General features: G+C 37.7%; 23 protein-coding genes. 6 read left to right on the plus strand and 17 right to left on the minus strand.

What is annotated here, in order from left to right; genetic code table 11:
• Positions 1 to 6: 6 nt before the first annotated feature.
• The 4 genes from DIS06_RS13860 to DIS06_RS13875 all read right to left on the minus strand — a co-directional run bounded on the left by DIS06_RS13860 (position 7) and on the right by DIS06_RS13875 (position 2,444).
• Positions 7 to 711: an amino acid ABC transporter permease gene (locus tag DIS06_RS13860; protein ID WP_110113847.1), complete on the minus strand. Its 705-nt coding sequence runs from the start codon at positions 709 to 711 to the stop codon at positions 7 to 9.
• On the minus strand, positions 695 to 1,519 hold the full coding sequence (locus tag DIS06_RS13865) for an amino acid ABC transporter substrate-binding protein (RefSeq protein WP_110113848.1): 825 nt from the start codon (positions 1,517 to 1,519) through the stop codon (positions 695 to 697). The genes DIS06_RS13860 and DIS06_RS13865 overlap by 17 nt, the downstream gene beginning before the upstream one ends.
• A 137-nt stretch (positions 1,520 to 1,656) precedes the next feature.
• On the minus strand, positions 1,657 to 2,040 hold the full coding sequence (gene crcB / locus DIS06_RS13870) for a fluoride efflux transporter CrcB (RefSeq protein ID WP_204166804.1): 384 nt from the start codon (positions 2,038 to 2,040) through the stop codon (positions 1,657 to 1,659).
• Positions 2,041 to 2,045: 5 nt separating this feature from the next.
• Positions 2,046 to 2,444, minus strand: a complete 399-nt coding sequence (locus DIS06_RS13875; protein ID WP_110113850.1) for a FluC/FEX family fluoride channel — start codon at positions 2,442 to 2,444, stop codon at positions 2,046 to 2,048.
• A gap of 113 nt (positions 2,445 to 2,557) precedes the next feature.
• Here DIS06_RS13875 and DIS06_RS13880 point away from each other — a divergent pair, with 113 nt between their 5' ends.
• From DIS06_RS13880 to DIS06_RS13890, 3 genes are read left to right on the plus strand one after another with little or no spacing between them, the layout of a single operon-like run.
• Positions 2,558 to 3,091 (plus strand): sigma-70 family RNA polymerase sigma factor, encoded by a 534-nt coding sequence (locus tag DIS06_RS13880; RefSeq protein WP_110113851.1) that lies wholly within the window; start codon positions 2,558 to 2,560, stop codon positions 3,089 to 3,091.
• A 4-nt stretch (positions 3,092 to 3,095) separates the two neighbouring features.
• A complete protein-coding gene (locus tag DIS06_RS13885; RefSeq protein ID WP_110113852.1) occupies positions 3,096 to 3,503 on the plus strand; it encodes a PadR family transcriptional regulator in 408 nt (135 codons plus the stop codon).
• Positions 3,504 to 3,505: 2 nt separating this feature from the next.
• Positions 3,506 to 4,789, plus strand: a complete 1,284-nt coding sequence (locus tag DIS06_RS13890; protein WP_110113853.1) for an FtsW/RodA/SpoVE family cell cycle protein — start codon at positions 3,506 to 3,508, stop codon at positions 4,787 to 4,789.
• A gap of 25 nt (positions 4,790 to 4,814) precedes the next feature.
• Here DIS06_RS13890 and DIS06_RS20410 read toward each other — a convergent pair whose 3' ends face one another.
• On the minus strand, positions 4,815 to 5,660 hold the full coding sequence (locus DIS06_RS20410) for a hypothetical protein (RefSeq protein ID WP_204166801.1): 846 nt from the start codon (positions 5,658 to 5,660) through the stop codon (positions 4,815 to 4,817).
• A 142-nt stretch (positions 5,661 to 5,802) separates the two neighbouring features.
• Between DIS06_RS20410 and DIS06_RS13900 the strand changes: the two genes are divergently transcribed.
• Complete coding sequence (locus DIS06_RS13900) at positions 5,803 to 6,561, plus strand: DUF459 domain-containing protein (RefSeq protein ID WP_110113854.1); 759 nt, start codon at positions 5,803 to 5,805, stop codon at positions 6,559 to 6,561.
• An 80-nt stretch (positions 6,562 to 6,641) separates the two neighbouring features.
• Here the strand turns inward: DIS06_RS13900 and DIS06_RS13905 are convergent, their stop codons facing one another.
• The 12 genes from DIS06_RS13905 to DIS06_RS13960 all read right to left on the minus strand — a co-directional run bounded on the left by DIS06_RS13905 (position 6,642) and on the right by DIS06_RS13960 (position 21,592).
• A complete protein-coding gene (locus DIS06_RS13905; protein WP_110113855.1) occupies positions 6,642 to 7,544 on the minus strand; it encodes an AEC family transporter in 903 nt (300 codons plus the stop codon).
• Positions 7,545 to 7,640: 96 nt separating this feature from the next.
• Positions 7,641 to 9,074: an aldehyde dehydrogenase family protein gene (locus DIS06_RS13910; protein WP_110113856.1), complete on the minus strand. Its 1,434-nt coding sequence runs from the start codon at positions 9,072 to 9,074 to the stop codon at positions 7,641 to 7,643.
• Positions 9,075 to 9,093: 19 nt separating this feature from the next.
• A complete protein-coding gene (locus DIS06_RS13915) occupies positions 9,094 to 9,816 on the minus strand; it encodes a GntR family transcriptional regulator (RefSeq protein WP_110113857.1) in 723 nt (240 codons plus the stop codon).
• Between the two features lie 33 nt (positions 9,817 to 9,849).
• Positions 9,850 to 11,187, minus strand: coding sequence for a sulfoquinovose isomerase (gene sftI, locus DIS06_RS13920; protein ID WP_110113858.1), 1,338 nt, complete (start codon positions 11,185 to 11,187; stop codon positions 9,850 to 9,852).
• A 297-nt stretch (positions 11,188 to 11,484) separates the two neighbouring features.
• Entirely contained in the window at positions 11,485 to 13,524 is a 2,040-nt protein-coding gene (locus tag DIS06_RS13925; protein ID WP_204166802.1) for an alpha-glucosidase, read from the minus strand.
• 44 nt (positions 13,525 to 13,568) lie between these two features.
• The gene (locus tag DIS06_RS13930) at positions 13,569 to 15,350 is read right to left on the minus strand and encodes a solute:sodium symporter family transporter (RefSeq protein ID WP_110113859.1); all 1,782 of its coding nucleotides are present in this window, start codon (positions 15,348 to 15,350) and stop codon (positions 13,569 to 13,571) included.
• A 46-nt stretch (positions 15,351 to 15,396) separates the two neighbouring features.
• Complete coding sequence (locus DIS06_RS13935; protein ID WP_110113860.1) at positions 15,397 to 16,068, minus strand: DUF4867 family protein; 672 nt, start codon at positions 16,066 to 16,068, stop codon at positions 15,397 to 15,399.
• 82 nt (positions 16,069 to 16,150) lie between these two features.
• A complete protein-coding gene (locus DIS06_RS13940; protein ID WP_110113861.1) occupies positions 16,151 to 16,831 on the minus strand; it encodes a transaldolase family protein in 681 nt (226 codons plus the stop codon).
• A 183-nt stretch (positions 16,832 to 17,014) separates the two neighbouring features.
• Positions 17,015 to 18,424, minus strand: coding sequence for a SpoVR family protein (locus DIS06_RS13945; RefSeq protein WP_110113862.1), 1,410 nt, complete (start codon positions 18,422 to 18,424; stop codon positions 17,015 to 17,017).
• A 192-nt stretch (positions 18,425 to 18,616) separates the two neighbouring features.
• On the minus strand, positions 18,617 to 19,771 hold the full coding sequence (locus tag DIS06_RS13950) for a M20 family metallopeptidase (protein ID WP_110113863.1): 1,155 nt from the start codon (positions 19,769 to 19,771) through the stop codon (positions 18,617 to 18,619).
• 18 nt (positions 19,772 to 19,789) lie between these two features.
• A complete protein-coding gene (locus tag DIS06_RS13955; RefSeq protein WP_110113864.1) occupies positions 19,790 to 21,313 on the minus strand; it encodes a sodium:solute symporter family protein in 1,524 nt (507 codons plus the stop codon).
• 48 nt (positions 21,314 to 21,361) lie between these two features.
• On the minus strand, positions 21,362 to 21,592 hold the full coding sequence (locus DIS06_RS13960) for a DUF3311 domain-containing protein (RefSeq protein WP_110113865.1): 231 nt from the start codon (positions 21,590 to 21,592) through the stop codon (positions 21,362 to 21,364).
• A 360-nt stretch (positions 21,593 to 21,952) separates the two neighbouring features.
• Here DIS06_RS13960 and DIS06_RS13965 point away from each other — a divergent pair, with 360 nt between their 5' ends.
• Positions 21,953 to 22,207, plus strand: coding sequence for a YhdB family protein (locus DIS06_RS13965; protein WP_110113866.1), 255 nt, complete (start codon positions 21,953 to 21,955; stop codon positions 22,205 to 22,207).
• Between the two features lie 175 nt (positions 22,208 to 22,382).
• Positions 22,383 to 22,991, plus strand: coding sequence for a biotin transporter BioY (locus tag DIS06_RS13970; RefSeq protein WP_110113867.1), 609 nt, complete (start codon positions 22,383 to 22,385; stop codon positions 22,989 to 22,991).
• Positions 22,992 to 23,036: the final 45 nt, after the last annotated feature.

Consider the following 23,036-nt stretch of genomic DNA (forward strand, 5'->3'; position numbering starts at 1 on the left):
CACCTTTTATTTTGCTATGTGTCGATCTAATCGAGCTTCGACTCTACCTTGAATAACAGAAAGCACAAAGCACATAATCCAGTACAGGAACGCTGCTTGACTATATAAAAGCAAAAACTCATAGTTCGTCGCAGCAATCTCTTGTGCTTTTCGGAACATTTCAGTTACTAGAATAAGTGAAGCAAGCGACGTATCTTTTACAAGGCTAATAAATGAGTTCGATAAAGGTGGAATAGATACACGCGCTGCCTGTGGTAAAACCACTCGTTTTAAAGCTTGGGGATACGTCATCCCAATTGAGTAAGCAGCTTCCCATTGACCTTTCGGAATGGATGAGATGGCTGCGCGAATAATTTCAGATGCGTACGCACCAACGCTTAATGAAAAACCAATGACCGCTGATGGAAACGGATCAATGGTTAAGCCGATGTTCGGTAGTCCATAGAAAATAATAAACAATTGCACAAGTAAAGGTGTACCGCGAATGATAGACACATACACCCTTGCAATCACATTTAGTACCTTACTAGAAGATAAGCGAGCAAGAGCCGTTAAAATGGCAAGAATCATTCCAATTGTAAATGAAATAAGCGTCAAAGGAATCGTATATGTAAGAGCACCCTCTATCATTGGATAGAGGGAACTCTTTGCAATATTTACGAGTCGCTCTAAGCGCTCAGGATCTTGAAAGATATTACTTAGGAGATACATCTTCACCGAACCACTTATCTGAGATTTCTTTATATGTTCCGTCTTCTTGCATCTCTTTTAACGCTTTGTTTACTTCTTCTACTAACTTGCCACTATCTTTTCTAAACATTAAACCACTTTCTGCTGCATCTTCTGCTTCATCTACCACTTTTACAGGAGCATTTGGACGTTGTTTTGTGTAATCAAGAAATGATAACTTATCATTAATTGTTCCATCTACACGTTTAGATGTAATAAGCTCCATTGCTTGGTTAAATCCTTCTACACCTGTTAATTCAGCTTCATACGATTTCGCTAAATCGCCATAGTTACTTGTTAAAGATTGAGCTGCTTTTTTCCCCTTTAAATCTTCAAACTTTGTAATTTCTTCATTGTCTTTTGCTACAATAAGTACAGCTGCTGATGCGATGTACGGATCAGAGAAATCATACTTTTCTTCACGATCTGGACGGATACCTACTTGGTTTGCAATCATGTCAAAACGTTTTGTATCAAGACCTGCAAACATACCGTCCCATTGTGTTTCCATAAACTTCACTTCTACACCAAGACGCTTTGCTACTTCTTCTGCAATTTCTACATCAAAGCCAGTTAACTTTCCACTCTCGTCATGGAATGTAAATGGAGGATATGTCCCTTCCGTTCCTACTTTTAGAACACCCTCTTCTTTTACTTTTGCGTATAAATCGCTTTGTGCACTTTCTTTATTTGACTCGTTACCTCCATTTGATGAATCACTTGTACCACAAGCTGTTAACACAAATGCAAATGTCAGTAAAATTGACATTAATACAACTAATTTCTTCACACTAAAACCCCACTATTCTTATAGGAATTAATTTTCAACCAAAATGAATACTAATCGACATTTCTCTAAAAGTCAATGTCAATAATTTACCAATTATTATTACTGTTCCCGTTTTCTTGAATGAACATTTTCATGTTTTAAAAAAACATTTCTTTTCCAATAAATAGTGCGATACTAAATAAAGTAAAGGCTCCGATAAGCGAAAAAGAAATATATGCAGCTAACTCTTTATATCGTTTTCTTTCTATTAACGTAACAACTTCCATACTAAAGGTAGAAAAGGTTGTAAACGCTCCAAAAAAACCAATGGCCATGATTAAAAATAAGGGCTGCTCATACACTAAACCATTTGGAACCCCTCCATAATAATAACCATAAAAGAAGCCTAATCCACCTGAGCCGATGATGTTAACAACTAGCATCGCAACAGGAAAAGGTGGATTTGAATATTGTTTCATTACCACAAGACCGAGAAAATAACGAAAAACAGCTCCAATCGAACCACCTAACACCACATACATAGAATTCAACGAACGATCACTCCCTTCTTCCGCCTCCCTAACTCAGCTCCTAAAACATAGCCTGTTAACGCGCTACCTACCCCTCCAAATAAAGATAAGACAATATAAAGTAGTGATGATAAAAGGCTCATATGAAGCGATAAATCAATGACATCAGCCGCAAGTGTTGAAAATGTCGTAAAACCACCACACACACCTACTCCTAAGCCTAATTTCACCCACTCTTTTGGCGTTTTATGTAGGAAATAAGCTGTTAACAACCCTAATAAAAAACTTCCTAAAACATTTTCGACAAGGGTTCCCACTGGATAATAGCTATGTAATAATGAAACATTGAGTTTGTAGCGTAAAAAAGCCCCTCCTGCTCCACCAATGGCAATCGCTATCAAATTGACTATCTTCATTTATAATCACTCCACCTCTTTGCCTACATATTTTATGAAATAAATTTTTAAAAAAGAAAACCTATATATAGAATGCGTCGTCAATTAAATAGACATACAAAGGAGGTTCACCATTGAAAGAGTTTGTTGCTGAAGCGCTTCAAGTAACAGATGAAGAAACTGTACTGAATGAAATCATGACATTATATGGTCAAGATATTTTACAGCTCGTCTATTCATATGTAAAAAATCATGCTGTTGCTGAGGATTTAACCCAGGAGATCTTTGTCAAATGCTATCGATCTCTTCACACCTATGAACAAAAAGCGTCATTGCGCACATGGCTATGGCGAATTGCGATTAATCATTGTAAAGACTACTTACGCAGTTGGCACTACAGAAAAATGCAGCTCACTGAAATGAGTTTCTTTTCATCAAAAGCTACAACTGATACACCTGAAGACGAAATGATTCAACAAGATGAAGATGCAACACTAAGTGAAGCTGTCTTAACGTTGCCTTTAAAATACCGCGAAGTCGTTTACCTTTTTTATTTTGAAGAACGATCGATTAAAGAGATTGAAGAAATGACAGGTGTCAAACAAGGAACCATTAAAACGAGATTACGTCGAGCAAAAGAGCTCCTAAAACATCAATTAGAGGAGTGAGTAGATGGAAAAACAATTAAAAAACTTAAAAGCGGTCATGAAGAAAAACTCATTTAAGGAATTACAATTTACAGATAAACATCGCCAACGTGTATTAAATGAGATTAAGAAACCGAATCAATCAGATGAAGAAGTATTACTAGCTATTCTTCAACTACTTACACACAAAAAGACAGGGTTTGAATTAATGAATCACCTTCGCAGCCGCGGCATTCATCGCTTTGAAGATGAACAAGGATTTTTATATACCCTTCTTCATGGATTAGAGCAAAAACAATACGTAAAAGCCGAGTGGAACGATTCGCAAACAAAATATTACGTTCTGAATAACAAAGGACGAAAAGTACTTCAAAAAGCTGAAAGCAAAAGCTCAGCATTTTTGGTAAAAGAACTACTACAAGGAGGATACTAACATTGAGTGAAAAACAACGATTTCTTGAGAAAGTCACCGCCTACATCCGCTCAAAAGAAGCTAGAAATTTTGTCTCTGTTGAATTACAGCATCATATCGACGAAGCTCGCCAGCAGTGGCTGGAAAAAGGATTAACGGAACAACAAGCAGAACAAAAAGCAATTGAGCAAATGGGTGACCCTGAAAAACTTGGAATAAAAATGAACAAACTTCATCGTCCCAAGATAGACTGGATGTTACTGTTGTTATTTGTGGGAGCTTTAGGGTTAGGGTTCTTACCTTCTCTCATTCCATTTAAAGATACAGTTATACCTACTGGGATGCGTGTAATAGGAACGAGTTTAGCTGTTCTTGTGACAATGGGACTCATGTTCATTGATTATCGAAAACTTTCAAAATCCGGTTGGATTCCTTACTTATGTGGTTGTATCGTCCTTTTATTACCGTTTGTATTTCCTGTATTTATGAATGGAAGTCGCTATATTAACCTTGGGGTTGTGACGTTGACAATCTTTATCTGTTTGCCTTTCTTTTTAGTTGCGTGGGCACGCTTTTTTGAACAAGCGAGGATACCTCTGTATGTGTTAGTCGTATTATTTATCTGTCCTGTGCTTCTAATCTTACAAGCACCTGATTTAACGACGGTTGGAGTGTACATAGGTATGATTGGGGTTATGTTTTTGTTTAGCTCCTACAGTCGCAAAAGTAAAATCTATACCGCCATTCTTGCTGGTTTAACTTTAGTAGGCTATATAGGGGTTATCGCATTTGGAATTTCACAATCATACATTAAACCTTATCAACTCGAACGACTACTCGGCTTTTTAAACCATTCTAAATATGCTGATACAAGCGGTTACATGTATATCACAGCGAAAGAATATTTATCTGAAGCGGGTTGGTTTGGACAATCCATTCCTGCAGAAGGAATTGCACTACCTTCAGCACATACTGATTTTATTTTTGTCACACTCACCTATGCGTTTGGCTGGACTTTTGCATTGTTTCTCTTTGTCTTTTTACTTTTATTTGTCATTCGCATGGTGATGATGGCGCTGCAAGTGCATGACAAATTTGGGAAGTTGTTAGTTGTTGGCGGTATCACCCTTTATAGTATTTCTTTCTTCATTAATATCCTGATGACACTAGGACTGTTTCCAATTATCGGGATAACCCTTCCGTTTATAGGCTATGGAAACTCCCCAATGTTAGTAAACGCAACTATCATTGGATTAGCATTAAGTGTGTACCGACGAAAGAACCTTATTCGAACGCATCCTGCCTAAAATAACCCCAAGCGACTGCTTGGGGTTATTTTACTTGCTTATAAAACGATTCACTGTCAATCACCCAGCGACTATTTAACCCATTTCTTCTAACAACAAAGTGAATTGTTTTCGTTTTTGTTTCTTTGCCTTTCACAGTCATTTTCACTTTAATAGGCATCTCTACAAGCACCATTGCGTCTATGTTTTCAAATTGCTCTAATTGACTTTTATCTAAAATAAAGGAGTCAATATGCTTCAATGCCTTAACTAACTTTGCGTTGTGTTTCGATTTTGAGACCGCTAAATTCATCATCCCCATATCCTGCTGGTTGATTGCAACATTCAGCAGCTGTATTAATTGGATAGGAGTTGCTAATTCTGCGTATTCATCAAGCTTTCCCGCTGCTTTTAATACCATTAATTGATGAGCACGATCTGTATTACGTGATTTATGCGTAGTACTACCAGGAAAATGAATACAAAAGTGACCAGGGAAGTCATTTTCAAGTGCTCCTGCTCCATGTGGCATGCCATGCATTGAGCCCGCAATCATTTGATCCCCTACAATTAAGATTGCTGCTCTTCGCTTCCAACTCCACTCACCGTTATAAATTTTCTTCATAATTTTTGTATCTTTTTTTGTTAACGGCTGTACATCTGCATGCTGGCTTCCAGCTCTTCGCTGAACGTTAAAGGACAAGCCTGTTTCCATATCTATAACAGTAAAGATTTTTTTATTTGGAATGACTTCTTTAGCCTCATCCCACAGCAACATTTGTAAATCAAAACTGATTGGACTATACATGACTTCTTTTTCAGCATGTACTTGTTCATTTCCCATAACGAAAAAAAGCATTATCCAAACCATTATGTAACGAATACTCTTCATGATTTTGTCTCCTATTTTTTCTTATTTTTAGAAAGAAAACAGATTTCAATGACCTTTAAAATTTGGAAATAAAGAAGTACGTAAGGTTACATCATGGTAAAACAGGGTAATGGACAAAATGACATAGAGGAGGGGATTAAACATGAAGAGATTTTCATATGTCGTTATCATCGCCTTTCTTCTCGGAATCGGTGTTTACTTTTGGAATCACCCTTATCAAGCAACAGCTCTTGGTTTATTGGGAAAATACGCGATAGATGAAGTGGAGCCAGCAAAAGAAGAAGTACGAATGGTCGCAGTGGGTGACTCTTTATCATTTGGAGTAGGAAACGAAGGCGATCACGGTTACGTTGGAGACACAAAGCGTTTTTACGAAGAGAAATGTGAGTGCAATGCCGTTTTAAAGAATTATGGTGTTCCGCATGCAACAAGTGAGCAATTACTACATCGATTAAAAGAAGAACATGTGCAGAATTCTATCTCAAAAGCTGACATTTTATTTATTAACATTGGCACAAATGATTTTATTCAAAGTAGTGACAAAATGACCAACCCGACTTCTAGTGAAATCGAACAAGGCAAAGAACGATATAAGCAAAATCTATCTACCATTATATCGAGCGTGAGACATCAAAACTCATCTGCTCCTATTTATTTTATCGGATTGTATGATCCATATATTGAACAAGATCAAAAGCATTTATCTACGTTCATTCATGATTGGAACGAAATGATTCAACAAAGCATAAAAAGTCGCAAAGGCGTTCACTATGTAAAAACCGAGGACTTGTTTGAAAATAAGGAGAAGCAGAACTACTTCTCTGACTTTCTTCATCCTAATGAGCGCGGATATCACTTAATGGCAAAACGAATTGTATCCACTATCGAAGACATGTACTAGATTACAAGTAAAAGCAGTATAAAACAAGCTTTTCACGTAAAATCCCTTGTCTCAAAATGATAATAGAGACAAGGGATTTTTTACAATACCACGTCAAAGACCACCGGGAGTGTCGCCAAGCTAAGTACCGTACTAAGCAGTGTTGCTCCAGAAACAAGATCGGGCTCTGTGTTGAACTGAAGAGCATACATGGTTGTATTCGCGGCTGTTGGCATAGCTGCCATGATAATCATAATTTGTTTTACCATCTCATCAACTGGTAAAAAGAAAACCAGACCGTACGCAATGATTGGAGAAATGGCTAACTTTGTAACGAGCACAAATGAGACTTTAGATGTTGGTAACTTTTTGATTGATATATTGGCTAACTGCATTCCAAGTGTAATCATAATAGTAGGAATTGCTGCACTTGCTACCAAATCAACAGCTTGGAAAATGGGCTTAGAAAGTGGAATATCTAGGACCTGAAAGATTCCTCCTGCTATTGCTCCATATACAAGTGGCATCCGCTGAACGGCTCGAATCGCTGTACGAACGCCTCCCGCTTCACTACTTCCTTTTGCTGCGTAATAAACCCCAATGGTACACATAATTAATTGCTGAATCACCATTAAAATAACGGCATACTCTAAGCCAGCAACACCAAACAACAATAAAACAACAGGTGTCCCATAATTCCCGTTATTCATAAAAGCAGAAGCTAAAATCATGCCGCAAGTCTCCACTGTTGAATACCCTTTTAAATAAGCTACAATATAAACAAGGCCAATTAATAAGAAGCACAAAACCAGCAAGTAAAGACTCATATACACATAAGTTGAGTTAAACGTTGTCGTATAAAACGTTTGAAATACCAGCACTGGGGACATAAGGTATAACGCCATCGTAGAAATGGTTTTCGTGTCAAATCCAATTTTTCTTTGACCAATGTACCCTAAGACAAATATTCCAAAGATAGGTATAAGAACGGATAAGAATTCCATAATCGTCACCTTTAGTACGTTTTTTATCAACAAAAAAGACGAACCATAAGATAAAACCACTGTTTATGGATCGTCTCTTTCATAAAAATGAAAAGCTTATAGGTTAAATACAATAATTCGCTCTTCTGTCATCTCTTCAATGGCATAAGCAGGACCTTCTTTACCTGTACCGCTTCGCTTTACGCCGCCGTATGGCATGTGGTCCACTCGGTAAGCAGAAGCATCGTTGACGATTAGACCACCTACTTCTACCTCACGTGCTGCCTTCATTGCAAAATTTAGATCATTCGTAAACAAACCAGCCTGCAAACCGTAATCAGAATCGTTTACTTTTGCAATGACTTCATCAACCTCTTTGTATGTAGCAACCGATACGACAGGCCCAAATACTTCTTGGCGACACACTTTCATATCATCATGTACATTTGTTAAAATTGTCGGCTCATAAAATGCACCATTACGCTTGCCACCTGTTACGACATGAGCTCCTTGCTCCACCGCTTCGTTTACCCATTGTTCTACACGTTCTGCTTCTGTTAAACGAATCATCGGCCCAATATCAGTGCTTTCATCTAATGGGTTTCCGACAACAAGCTTTGTCGTTTTTTCATGAAGTTTGTTTACGAACGTCTCATACACATCTTCGTGCACATATACACGCTGAACAGAAATACATACTTGCCCTGCATTATTAAAACTCTTTTGTGAAACTAACGTCGCAGCTTGCTCAATATTCGCATCGTGGTGAACGATTGTTGCTGAGTTATTCCCAAGCTCCAACGCCACTTTACGAAGACCTGCTTTTGAGCGAATAATTTCTCCTACACGAGGGCTTCCTGTAAATGTAAACATGCGCACGTCCTCATTCGCTAATAAAGCTTCTCCAATTTCCTCTCCGTCGCCTGTTACTACTTGTAAGTAACCAGCTGGTAATCCAGCTTCAGTTAGTACTTCTGCAAGCATTAATGCACAAACAGATGTTACTTCCGCTGGCTTTAATACTACGCTGTTTCCAGCAGCCAATGCTGGGCCAACTTTATGGCATACTAGATTCAACGGCACATTAAACGGTGTAATAGCAGCAATGACTCCTAATGGTACACGCACAGTAAAAGCCATACGATTTTCAGATCCTGGCGCAGCTTCAACAGGGACACCTTCTCCATGAATACGCTTTGCTTCTTCTGCCGATACCTCTAATGTTTGAGCCGCACGCTCTACTTCACCACGCGATTCACGAATTGGCTTTCCTACTTCTAAAGCTAGTACTTGCGCAAACTCTTCACGGCGCTCTACTAGTAGCTTAGAAGCTTTTGTTAAGATTTCATATCGTTGATAAGGGGTTAAAGGTTGTTTCATCGCTAGCTTTGCACCTTTTACCGCTTCATCGACTTGTTCACTTTTAGCCATCGCAACTTTCGCAAACACTTCTCCATTGTATTTATTAAGAACATCCATTTTTTCAGCTGTTTCTTTCCACTCACCATCTACATATAACCCATATGTTTTTACGTCTGTTGTTGTTGTCATTTCTTCCACTCCCCTTGTATTATCTCGTTAATTCAATGTCATAGTGATACTTATCGCTTCGAAATTTTGTTTTCGTGAATTCAATTGGTTTATCATCAAATCCAAAGCTCAATCTCGTCATTTCTAACAACGCTTCTCCTCCACGAATCCCTAACAAGTCCGCTTCGTGTATCGTTGCATTCATGGCTGAAATCTTTTCTTTTGCATTTTTAAGTAACACATCGTTTTCTTCTAGAATTTCGTAAAATTTTGCCATATTTAAGTCGTGTTTGACTAAAATCTTTCCAATGTAAGCTGGCCAACACGAACGCTCAATGGCAATAGGTATTTGATCAGCAAAGCGAATGCGCTCAATAACAAGCACTTCTTCGTCATCAGCTAAACCTAGTACTTCTTTTTCTGAATAGAAGTCCCTCGAAAATTCCGCTCTCATTAACTTAGAACGAGGTGTTAATCCTTTTTCCGTTACTTCTTCAGCAAACCCTTTTAATTTCCCCAAACTTCCAACGAGTGGTTGATCTTTTACAATCGTTCCTTTTCCTTGCTTCTTTTCAAGTAACCCGTCTTGAACAAGCATCGTTATTGCTTGTCTAATCGTTGTACGACTAACGTTAAATTCTTCTATTAACTCTTGTTCAGTTGGAATTAACGTGTTAGGCGGCCAAACTTTATCTTGTATTCTCTTTATTAAGACTTCTTTTACTTGTAGATAAAGGGCTAAGTTTTTATTTGTGCTAATCATATAGATGGACTCCTTCCAATTGAATCCACTCTTTTACACATAAATGTTTGTTTCAATATTAAGAACACGCCCTAATTCAATCAGCTCTTTCGTGACATCTCCATACACAAGTGCAAAATGTGGTTCATATCCTTCATTCATTAATTCATACAGTGTATCAGTCACATCCGTTGTTAATTCTACTTCAACAGATGTCCCGTTAAATGGTTTCTCTGTATCTAAAGCTTTCCCGCTCATCACTAACAAGCGATATCCATTTGGTGTATGGCTAAGACGGAAAATGGTTACTTCTCCTGCTTTTAGACCAAAATCCATTGTAAAACCTAGTTGACGATTTGGATGCAAACCAGCGGTCGCTCCAGTTGTTGGGCTTGCTAGTGAGTATGCTGCTGCTCCACAGTGCCAAAACACTACTGAATTATTCTCTTCATTTACATGTACAAGATCACCTAAATACGGGGCACTGCCTTTATTTAACTCACGTAAAATAAACATTGAAACAGCACCATGAATATCTGATTCACAAGAAGAAACTACACCGTCTTCGGTAAATTGAGAGAGAGTTGAACAAGCTGCTGCCCCTAATTCGTTAAAGAAGTCCGGCCAACATCGTACAGCTAACGCACGAATTTCTTCTTCTTCCACATGCTTTTTAACGTATGTAGAAAATTGAGCGAATTTTTTAACTGTCTCATCGTCTCTACGAATACCAATGACTTGTTGTTCAGCTCGCTCGATAGCTGGTAACCATTCTTCTTCTGGCAACTCTACACACTGTTTAAATGCTTTATGTAAATCGATAGAATGTAGTTTTACCCCTAGCTTTGTTGCTAACTCATCCTCATTTGCATCTGAGAAGAAGAAGCCCGGTGGATGTTCTCCTACTACCCCAATTTTCAACTGTCGTAATCCTTTGATTACACGCATCACACTCATTTCTCGACGCATTCTTTCTTGGAGGGCTGTTTCATCTGGGTTACCAAATATAAACGCAAATGGATGTTGATGATTTTTTAATACGTTACTTGTACTATTACCACCTGTTAATGAGTTTAAGCGTAATCTTCCTCCAACACTCGGCTCTCGAACTGACCAAACAATTACAGGCTCAGCGCGATGCTCAAGTGCTTTAACCATAAACTCTCCATCAGCAAATGTCACACTTTGATACAAAATAACATCAATTGATTCATGAGCAGTAGTATTTAAAAACGCTTCCAATTCTTCGACTGACGTTAAAATGTCAGTCGGCATAACCACATGATCGTAGTTTTCGTTTAACCATTGTACACTTTTTTGACGGTATTCTTCTGCTGCTACTAAGTCGAACGTTTTTCTCCCTATCGGTAAATATAAAACATTTGTATTCAATGTATTTTCCCCTTTGTATCAATTCATTTATCAAATTCGTTATAACCATTATATAATACATCATTATGTTTTAATAGTGAAAATTTCATTTTCTTCTTTTTATTTTCTTTCTATTTAGTAAGAAGTAGAAAGAAGTTAATGTTTGCTTTCATTAACCTTACATCATTACCTCTCGATAAATTCCAATGAAACATAGTAACCTTTTACGAAAGAGCGCACAAAATGAACAAAACTCCCTGCCCTCGATCCATTGTATGAATAGATTGAAGGGCAGAGAGTTTCTTGTTCTTGCAGTTTTTATATCTCAGTTAATATAGCAAACAGTGACGCCCACTCAGAGTTCTTTCTATAAAAAATGGGTGGGTACCCAAGAGGCGCATCTATTACAACTGTTCCACCTCTGCATTCTTCTCCACTCCAAAGATGAACCCATTCATCTTCTGGAAGATACACTTCCCACGTTTGTTGACCTTCGTTATACACTGGGGCTACTAACAGATCTTCACCAAATAGATACTGATATTGAATGTCATATGCCTTCTCATCTTCTTCATAATGCATAAATAACGGACGTTGTACTGGTACACCTTTTTTAGCATTTAACTGTACAAGAGATTTAATATATGGTGCAAGTGTGACATATACATTCGTCATTCTTGCAAGATGTTCTAACACTTCATCATCATCATCAAATTGTGCACAGTCATATGGGCGGTTTCCTTCATGTGTTCTCATAACGGGTGTAAACGCACCCATTTCTGCCCATCTCATCAACAATTCTTTTGATCGCTTGTTTCCGTGTAAACTTGTGTATCCGCCAATATCACTATGATGAAGTCCGCACCCAACCATACCGGAAGAAAGTGCGGCTGGAATAACAGAAGCTAACCCATCGTCTAAGGACCAATCAACACTTTGATCTCCTGCCCAAATGAGTGTGCAATATTTTTGAACACCGGTATAACCAGCTCTCATAAAGTAGACAGCTTCTCCTAATTTTCCAGACTCTTGAACAGCTTCATAGTTGACTTGTGCCCAAATGGCCGGCCATGCATTGTGCATTTGCATTGGTGACTCACCATTATGAAGAACAACATCCGTTGGCAAATATTCACCAAAGTCAGCCATCCAACCATCTAGCCCAAAACCGATTAAGTGATCTTTAATGACGCTTTTATACCATTCAAAGGCTTCTGGATTAGTGAAATCGACTACTCCACAATAAAACTCTCCAAAGTCAACAAGATATGTTTTTCCACTTTGATTTAGTGCTAAATAACCTTGTTGTTCTGCGTGTGCAAATAGATCGCCCTCAACCGCTACGTATGGATTAATATAGCCTAAGAAACGAATGCCATTGTTTTTCCATTCTTTGATTTTTTCATCTAGATTTGGATATAATTGAGGATTCCACTTCCAGTTCCACATTAATCGTTTGCCAAAAGAAGTGATACGTTCTCCTTGCCAGTCTTGACACCATACACCGCCTACCTTCACACCTTTAGACAGTGCTTTCTCTAGTTTTTGTTCGACAGTGTCCGTTCCACCTTGTATTCCTAACCAAATCCCATTGTAGGTCCACTCAGGAAGTTCTGGTTGTCTTCCAAAACGGTTTGTAATCTTTTCAACTAATTCAACGAATGTAGAAGCTCCTTCAAAGATGATTTCATTTGGTACTTCCCAGATATGAAGCTCATGAAACGTGTCGTTTTTAAAGTTAAAGTCAGCATAGGACGTTGTATCAACATGACAATAATATTTATGACTAGATATAAACGTTGGTTGTGGGAAATTAGTATGATAATAATCTCCACCCGCTTTATCTAACACATCTGCTTGCCACGTCACGTACGTATTTTTATTACGTCCTACACCAGGCTCTGATGTCCAAAGAGGGAAATTCTTCCCTCTCATATTAAAGTGTGAAAGCTGCTCTCCACATCCGTATACTTTTTCTTGCTTATCAGCTTCAACACGAACCCAAAAACGATTGAATCCTTCTTCGACTTCAATGAACTGTATCTTCGCATCCCCATCTTCTACTTTCACTAGTAACGTTAAGATTGGTGAGGCATCCTTAAATTGACTTAAATGAATAGTTAACGTCTCGTCTTCATTTTGAGTCACTTGTGCTTGACGAAGTGCGACTCTCTCAACTACGTAATCTTTTATATCGAAATTTCCTCGATACATGTCAATCTCTTCTTCTCCATAACCAACATAAATAAATGGAGTGGTTGTCGAATGTTTAATGATTAGATGATCATTCCAAAATAATTCAAATCCATCAACTAGTGTGTTTAAAGACATCGTGACTTTGTTTTGTACAGTTTTCATGTCGTCTCCTTTTTCATCATTCTTTTTATTCTCTCTATAAGAAATTAAGCGCTAATATTTTTGTTTTCATTTACTTGGCTGTTGTATTGCTTTTGTAATGCTCCTGCATATTTTTGATTCCAAGTTTTTACGGATAAGATACTAAGAATCGTAGATACGATGGTTACACCGATCATTGAAACCCAGAAATAAGGTGACACTAACTCTTTTTCATACGCTAAGCCGATTGGTGAAAATACGATGTACGTCATCACAACAAGTGTAAGTAACACAACTGTCACAAGCAGTGAATACTTCCATGGTACAAGACTTACTTTCGCATCTGGCTTAAATGTATAAGGAGTTTGTAAAGGCTTCCATTTACCGATAGCCATCATGATTCCTACTTCAATAAAGAACAGAATTGCATAAATGTGAATAAAGTTAAGTGTTACTTGAACACCAAATAGTTGATTTAATCCCCACACTAACATGTAATATGTAATAACATGGAAGATGATTGCGACTTTTGCAGCAAGTGGCGGAATTCGTTTTGAGAATAGGCCGACTAGTACAATCGCGATAATTGGAATGTTAAAGAATCCTGTAAAGCGACGAATTAAGTCCCATAATCCATCTGGTGCATTCATTAACATTGGCGAAACGAAAAATGTAACTAAGGCAATAACTGTACCAAAAACTTTACTAATACGAATGAGTTGTTCATCCGATGCATTTGGTTTTAATGGTTTATAAATATCTAAAGCAAACATTGTAGCCGCTGAATTTAACAGTGAGTTAAATGAACTTAAAACAGCACCTAAAAGCACCGCTAAGAAGAAACCAGACATATACGTTGGTAATACATCTGCTACAAGAGCTGGATACGCAAGGTCAACTGGCTCCATCCCTTGTCCATACATTTGATAGGCAATTAAACCCGGAACCATCATGAATAATGGAATCGATAATTTGTAAAAACCAGAGAATAACACACCTTTTTGACCTTCAGCTAGACTAGCTGCTCCTAGCGTACGCTGAATCACATACTGGTTTGTCCCCCAATAAAACAAGTTAGCAAAAATCATCCCGGTAAATATGGTTCCAAATGGTACGGAGTCTGTGCTGGACCCAATTGCGTTTAGTTTTTCTGGGTTTGCTGTTACAACTTGTTTTACTCCATCTGTAAAGCTTCCATCTCCTAACGCAATGAAACCAAGGACTGGAACTAAAATACCAATGATCAGTAAACCGATACCGTTTAACGTATCCGAAACAGCAACCGCTTTCAAACCGCCGAATATTGCATAAAGAGCACCAATAATACCGACTACCCATACAACAAGCCATACTGATTCTTCATACGAAATATTTAACATTTCAGGGACATTAAACAACTTTAAAATCGCTAACGCTCCAGAATATAAAACGGACGGAATCGTAACAAAAATGTACCCTAACATAAATAAAACAACAGTATAACGACGTACTCCTTCATCGTAACGACTACTTAAAAAGCCCGGTAACGTTGTAAATGCACCACCTAAGTATTTAGGTAGTAAGTAAAGAGCCATAATGACAATTGCAAACGCAGCTGTTACTTCCCAAGCCATATTAGAAAGATTTGCACGGTATGCTTGTCCATTTAACCCAATCAATTGTTCTGCCGATAAGTTTGTTAATAACAATGAACCCGCAATAAACGTCCCGGTTAAGCCACGTCCAGCTAAGAAGTAACCTGTAGAATCATTGACTTCACCTTTTGTTTTTAAATAAGAGACCCATCCAACTAACCCCATAAAGAATACGCATGATAAAAGCGTAAACCAAATCCCTGTCATCCCCATTTATATTCATACTCCCCTTTTATTTCGTTTCATTTCCAACTTCCTTCTAATAATAAACTTCGATGTTCTCACCGATAATCCCAGGATAAGCTCCTTTATTAATCAACGCTTCTCGATTTGGATGCGCAAGTAACCATTTATTTTTCATAAATAAAAGCTTATCTTCCTCAGTGATTGTTTCAACTTTGTGTTCGAGAGGTTCATTTGTACCCTTAGGTAAAATGACAACCACTTTAAATCCATCGTCTGACACTTTACATGGAGCAAAGTGAAGAGTTGTTCCGTATAATTCAATTGCAGTCCCTTTCGGAACAAAGAAAGCCTTTACATTTTTTGATTCAAATTGATTGTTGTCTATTTCTTGAACTAAACCTACTAGTAAAACTAAATCCGTCATAGCAACATTTATTTCGCTACCTTTATGGTATTCAAGTCCATTTAATGTACAATTAGAGCCATTGCAGTAGCCAATCTGGATTGGCATATCTCCATAAAAGTTCAGTTGAATTTGTTCTTTGATCTTCGTCTGCTCCATTTCAGGCACAGATGCTACGTACACATTTCCTGTCTCATCAATTGTAGTACGTTCCATGTATGCTTCTAGTTCTCTAAAATCGTATGATGTAATAATAGTACCATATCTTTTAAAAACATTATCTGTTATATGAACCATTTGAAGATGATTATTCAATGCGCTTAGTTGCTCAAAGTTTGTCAATTCTGTTCATCCCCTTACATATAAGAAAACACCCTCAACAAAGGTGAACGGACACATTTCCATTGAGGGCTTTTCATCGTGGTTATTTACCAACTGTTACTTCTGTCAGTGTGTTATCCCAAGCATTTCTAAATACATTCAATCCATAATCTGTGAATGCATGTTGGAAACTGTTTTGATACACGTCAAAACCACATGTTACGATATGTGCACCTGCTTTGGCAGCATCAACAATTTGTTTACCATTACGTAAAGCAGCCACAATTACTTCTGTATCATAGTTGTATGCTTTATAAATATCTACAATATCTTGAATATATTGACTAGTATCTTCGCCACTATTTTCTTTCCAGCCAACGAAAGGAGATACAAATTTAGAACCGATTCTTGCTGGTTGTAAAGCTTGAGATGGTGAGAACACAAGTGTTACATTTGTACGAATTCCCTCTTTTTCAAGTTCTTTTGCAGCAATTAAACCTGGCTCAATACAAGGAATCTTAATGACAAAGTTAGAAGATAGAGCTGCAATTTTTTTCCCCTCTTCAACCATCAAGCGTGCATCATTTAAGTGAGGATTAATTTCTACAGAGATAGGAAACCCTTCTACACCACGGAATTCACTACCTAACTCATCTAACACTGTTAGAAAAGGCTTTCCACTGTTCATAATATGACGAGGATTTGTTGTTACACCGTCAATTGCCCAGTTTTCATATGCATAACGAATTTCATCAATTTTAGCACTATCTAAAAAGTATTTCATAATTATCCATCCCCTTATGAGTTTTTAAAGTTATAACATCACTATGTTTTTTAATAACATCACTACCTTTAAATCTATAATATGAAATCGCATACATTTTTTCAATACTTTTTTTCATTCTTTTCAGTATTTTTTATTTTATAATGTGCTTACATAAAAAAAGCCGCTTCATAAGCGACTTTTTTATAGATTTTTACGATGCAAACTTTTCCCATCATACGTAAAAGTCACAGCTTTTCCTTCTAGTATAGTCTCTAAATGAACCGCTCTTCCCCATAATTGATATACATACGGCATGACTTTTTCTAGATATTTAACATCTAGTTCAATTCCTTCATACCCGTGCTTTAAATACATCTCTCCATTTTTCAAAAAGTCGCCGTCATTTACGGTTAGATAAGGAAAACCTCCGTTCACGCGCATGCTAACAAGCTGGTCGCGAACTTGTGTCCATTCTTTATCCACCACTTTGTAATCCTTCCCTTGCTTCTGAAACAAGTACATATCTTCCCTCATGACCAGGTCTTTTGTTAAGTAGTTACGAATAAATGAAATATCCGATTCCACTTCTCTTACTTCAAACATCTTTTCTCGGCCGGAGTTCGCCTCAACTCCCATTCTCTTCATTTCTTCTGTTGGATGATTATATCGTTCTTCAATGTCTTCAAAGATTTTTAATCCAAGGTAGTAAGGGTTAATACTTGTACGCGAAGGCTGAACAACGCCTGCATTTAGTTTCGCAAATTCAATGGCTTCATCACTTGTTAAATCCATTTCACGAATAATCCGTTGATGCCAATATGATGCCCAGCCTTCGTTCATAATCTTTGTTTCAAGCTGCGGCCAGAAATACAACATTTCTTCACGCATCATTGTCAAAATATCACGTTGCCAATCTTCAAGGTGTCGGCTGTATTCTTCGATAAATAAAAGGATATCTTTTTCAGGACTTGGTGGGAATTTCTTCTTAAACTTTTGTATTTTTGGCTTTCGTTTATCTTTATAATCTAAATTCCATAAATCATCGTACGGCGAAAGTGTTTCGTCAGACTCTTCTTCCTCTTCTTCTAATGTCCACGAAAGCTTCGGCCTCATAAGGGAAGGATCAATATGTTCTTGAATTGATAATACAGCATCTAGAAATTTTTCAACTTCTTGTTTACCATGAACCAACTCATAATTCTTAATACGTTCAGCAGTGGCAGCCATGCTTTCCACCATGTCGCGTTTCGTATTTCCAAAACGGCAATTGTTCTTAAAAAAGTCACAATGGGCTAATACGTGAGCAACAATGAGCTTGTTTTGAATCAGTGAATTCGAATCTAATAAAAATGCATAACAAGGATCCGAATTAATGACTAGTTCATAAATTTTACTTAATCCTAAATCATAATGCACTTTCATCTTATGAAACTGTTTCCCAAAGCTCCAATGTGAGAAACGAGTTGGCATTCCATAAGCTCCAAATGTATAAATAATGTCAGCCGGACAAATTTCATACCTCATTGGATAAAAGTCTAGTCCAAATCCTGTCGCAATCTCCGTGATTTCTTCAATTGCATATTGTAACTGCTTGTAATCTTCCTCACGCAAAACAAGCTCCCCCCTTCATTCCTTACTCTAATCTATGAGTCAAACAGGTAAATAATGAATTACTCTGATAAGTTGATGTCAACTTTCAGCCTTGAGGCAACGTTCCTTTCTTCCTAACGCGAAAATGAGACGAACATAAAAAAGACAATGTCTCAGAAGTGTGAAACTCTGTAAACATTGCCTTTTTTATATTTATTTCTGTACAACTTCTAGCAAGATATCTACGCACTTTTCAATTTGTTCGACTTCAACAAACTCATCAATTGCGTGCGCTTGATCTAAATGACCTGGCCCAAACACAACAAAGTTTTGATTATTTGTTTCTAAACCAATCATCGTCACGTCTGTATAAGCAGGAAAACCACTCTCTTTTAAAGGTTCATTAACCACTTGCTCATACGCTTCATGGAACATACTCCGAAGTACACTCTCTGGAGAAGTTAGTAACGGCGGGCGTTGCCACCCTAAATGTTGAACAGATCCTCTTACTCCTTTTACAGAAGCACACCCTTCTTGAATTGATTGTGCGACTAACTCATTGGCTTCTTCTTTTGTCATTGGAGGTACTAGACGAAAATCAAGTTCTACTCGACAAGACCCCGCCACCATGTTTGTTTTACTTCCCCCTTCAATCGTTCCAACAGAGATTGTAGGCTTTCCAAAAACCTGGTGGTCATATGAAAGATTAGCTACTTTTTCTTTTAAACGCACAATAATTTCAGACGCTGCATGGACCGCATCAGCCCCAAGATGAGCATTTCCACCGTGAGAGCTCTTTCCTTCTATAAGTAGCTCGTACCAGATCGTTCCTTTATGTGTAGTTGCTAATGTTAAGTTAGTAGGCTCTGTTGCAATAAGTAAAGCATTAGACGGAACAATGTTGTCATTTACAAGAGCCATAGCTCCTTTCATATATGGACCCTCTTCATCAACCGTCGCAATTACATATAGATCTCTTGTAAGCTTCATTTGCTTTGTAGCAACTACTTTTAACATCATTAACGCACAAGCTAGCCCACTCTTCATATCGCAAGAGCCTCGCCCATATAACTTCCCGTCTTGAATCATACTTTCAAATGGCGATACAGACCATTCACCTTCAACTGGAACAGTATCCATATGGGCAATGATAACCAGTGGCCGTTCACCTACTTTTTGTCCGTCATATTTGGCAATGATATTTTCCCTTCCTTGCTCAACAACTTGCGTACTTACAGATACATTCGGTAATGCCCGAAGCCATGACTCAACAAACGCGATACATTTCTCTTCAGACCCATTCGGATTTTCTGATGGAATTTGAACGAGCTTTTGAGTCAACATGACAGCTTCTGAATAATTGGCCATGTAAAAAGAGCTCCTTTCCTACAGCACTTCTTCAATTTTTTTATCTGTAATTGGCTCTTCGAATAATTCTTGATGATACGTTTCGTTGTATTCACGGCGAGCAGCTTCAAACTTTTGAATAACTGTCTGATCTTTTCGTTCTAAGATAAGACTTAGTGATACAAATAAAAGACTATTTATTAACAAGCCCCATACTCCTGCATGAAAGCCAAACGGCGCACTAAGAGAAGGGATAAATGTAATCAACAACACAACTACTACTCCTGATAAAAGCCCCCAGATAGCTGCTGTTGGATGAGCACGACGCCAGCTAATTGCTCCGATAGTTGGGACAATTAATTGAGCTGTTCCTGCTAGAGCAGCGATTCCAATGGTCACTAGCACTCCTGGTACAACTAGGGCCATGAAGTAAGCAACTAATGAAAAGATGATAAGTGACCAGCGTCCCACTTTAATGATAGATTCTTGACTAGCATCTGGCTTCACATAGCGTTGATAAAAATCTAATGTCACAATTGTTGACACTGCATGAATCTGTGAATTTGCAGTAGACATGGCAGCTGCGGCACCTGCCGCTAAAATAAGAGAAGCTAATGCAAATGGTGCATATTTCATTAACATAATCGGTAAAATTTGATCTGGATTTGAAATATTAGGTTCAAGAAGAACACCTGAGAAACCAGCTAATACTGATCCGATATAAGCGATAGCCGCAAAACCAAGTAGAAATGGCATTAAGTTAAACAACTTGCCACTTTTTACAGAATACATTCTCAACCAAATTTGAGGACCCATAAACGCTCCGATTGCTGTTACAACAAACAGAGAAAACCACATTGGATAACCCATTGTCCCTTGTGGACCAGGCAGTGATAAATGAGCTGGGCTTGTTTCCATTAATTGCGCAAACATACCAGTTGGTCCACCTAAATTTTGAGAAATATAATACCCTGCATACATCATTCCGAAGAATAGAAGGGCTCCGTAAATAATGTCTGTCCATGCAACAGCACGAATCCCTCCTACCCACACGTACACAACGATTACAAAATAGAACATTAAAGCAGATAACCAAAAAGGAATTGTACCTCCAGAAGCTACTTCAATTAAGTACGCTCCTCCTGTTAATTGAATTTGAAGATATGGAATGGTGAAAATAAGAAGGATGGCTGCTACGATTACACGAAGTTTTTCATTATTATAAAAATCTCCGATTAAATCTGAAGCCGTAATGTAGTTGAATTTCTTTCCTAAAAACCAAACTCTTTTGCCGATCGCATAGTACATAAATCCAAATAATAAGTTCCAAGCTAAAGCTGTTAAGTAAACCGGTCCATGTGTATAAAACGTTGCATTTGAACCTAAGAACGCAAACGAACTCCACCATGTTGCGGCTACTGTAAAGAAGACCGCAACGGCTCCCATACCACGTCCTTGAATAAAGAAATCTTCACTTGTATTGGCTGATTTTGAAGCGGCAAAAAAGCCAACGACTAACGGAATAATCATAAAAGCTGCAATGATAAGGACACCAGTGGTCATCGCATCCATTCCCCCTTTTATCTAGCTTTTTAGAAATCATAACTTGTCTTATTCACTTCCTGGCTTCACTTTACTCCCCCAATTTGTTAAGTAGCCTACTAAAAACAGCGCAGTCGTAATAAACCACCAGAGTAAATTCCAAAAAAGAAAAAATGGTATGCCCATCACCATTGATTCTGACGTGTTCGCAAACAAAATCAACGGTGTTTCCATCACGATAAAACAAAGAATAATTAAACTGTAGAGTAAAACTTTTTTCCGAGGATATTTTCCAAACATAAGTCATCTTCTCCTTTCATAATGATGGTGCTGTCCTTAAATTATATCGATTCATCATTTGCCATTCATTAGACAGAATGTAAAACGATAACTAATTTAACCGAACATTCTGATAAAAATATATCACGATATGTCAGAACTTTTCTGTTTTATGTAAGAAGAGATAACAAGTTGTTTGAAGCTACACTTAAAAAAGAGGCAGATTTCCACCCCATCTGTAAACAAACGTTTGATACATTTTTTACTCTCTTTTATCAATTATTACGTCTTTTTTCATTGGACATCTCCCCAACATTTACACCGTAAGAAACTGTACAAATGTCATACACTATACGTAACTCCTCAAAAGGAGGGCTTACAATGGACTTTGTAGATTACGACAGAGCACTGTATTACACACACCGATCACAATGGGATAACTTATTGATTTTAATGGTTCGAACCAACGATGATTTTCTTTCTAAACGAATTGAACATTTTTTACATGCGTACAACTTTGAACGAAACTACCGAGTGATTCAAGAAGAATTGTATTCATTGCTACGATACATTGATCATGCTTCGACACAGCATGATCAAGATGACATAGCTGAATTAACAATGGACGATATGTAGAAAGAAGGGATATACGTCCCTTCTTTTATTTTGTTCTCTATTTAGCTGATTATTCTGTCATAAAAATCGCATCACTGTTAAAGATTTATGTTAACCGAATAATATGTACCGTTGACATAATTAGTTGTTAACTTTAAACTTTTTATAACACTACATAATAATTGGAGGGTTTCTCATGCAAACAAAACCACGCTTTCGTGCATTAGACCTTACATTGATTGGTATGTTTGCTGCATTAATGGCAATTGGGGCAAATATCACATCATGGGCGCCTTTTTTACAAGTAGCCGGTGTACCACTATCAATGCAACCATTTTTCGCTATTCTAGCGGGCGTTTTACTTGGAAGTCGACTTGGAGCGACCTCAATGGTTGTTTACTTGCTAATAGGCCTTGCAGGAGCACCTGTCTTTGCACAATTTAAAGCAGGAATAGGTGTGTTAGTTGGAAGTACAGGTGGATTTTTACTTTCCTATATCATTGCCGCTTATTTGGCCGGGAAAATAATTGAGATGAAAAAGGATCCAACGCTTCCTACATTCTTGATTGCATCTTTTGTTGGTATTGCACTAATTTATATCATTGGCACGAACTATATGTTTATAGCCGTAAACTATTGGTTAGAAGCACCGATGAGCTACGTTACAGCTTGGAAGGTCATGGCCTTTTTTGGAGTAAAAGACGTCATATTTACCATTTTCGGTGCATTTATTTCTCCACGTATTTATCGTGCGGTTTATTCATCACCTTACTTTTCCAATCAGCAAAAGTCAGTTGTCTCCTAATTAAATAAGGTATGTATCAGATGGGACAGGTGTGAGTTCCATTTG

Origin of the sequence: Bacillus sp. CGMCC 1.16541 (assembly GCF_003184905.1) — a bacterium.
GTDB lineage: Bacteria > Bacillota > Bacilli > Bacillales > Bacillaceae_H > Priestia.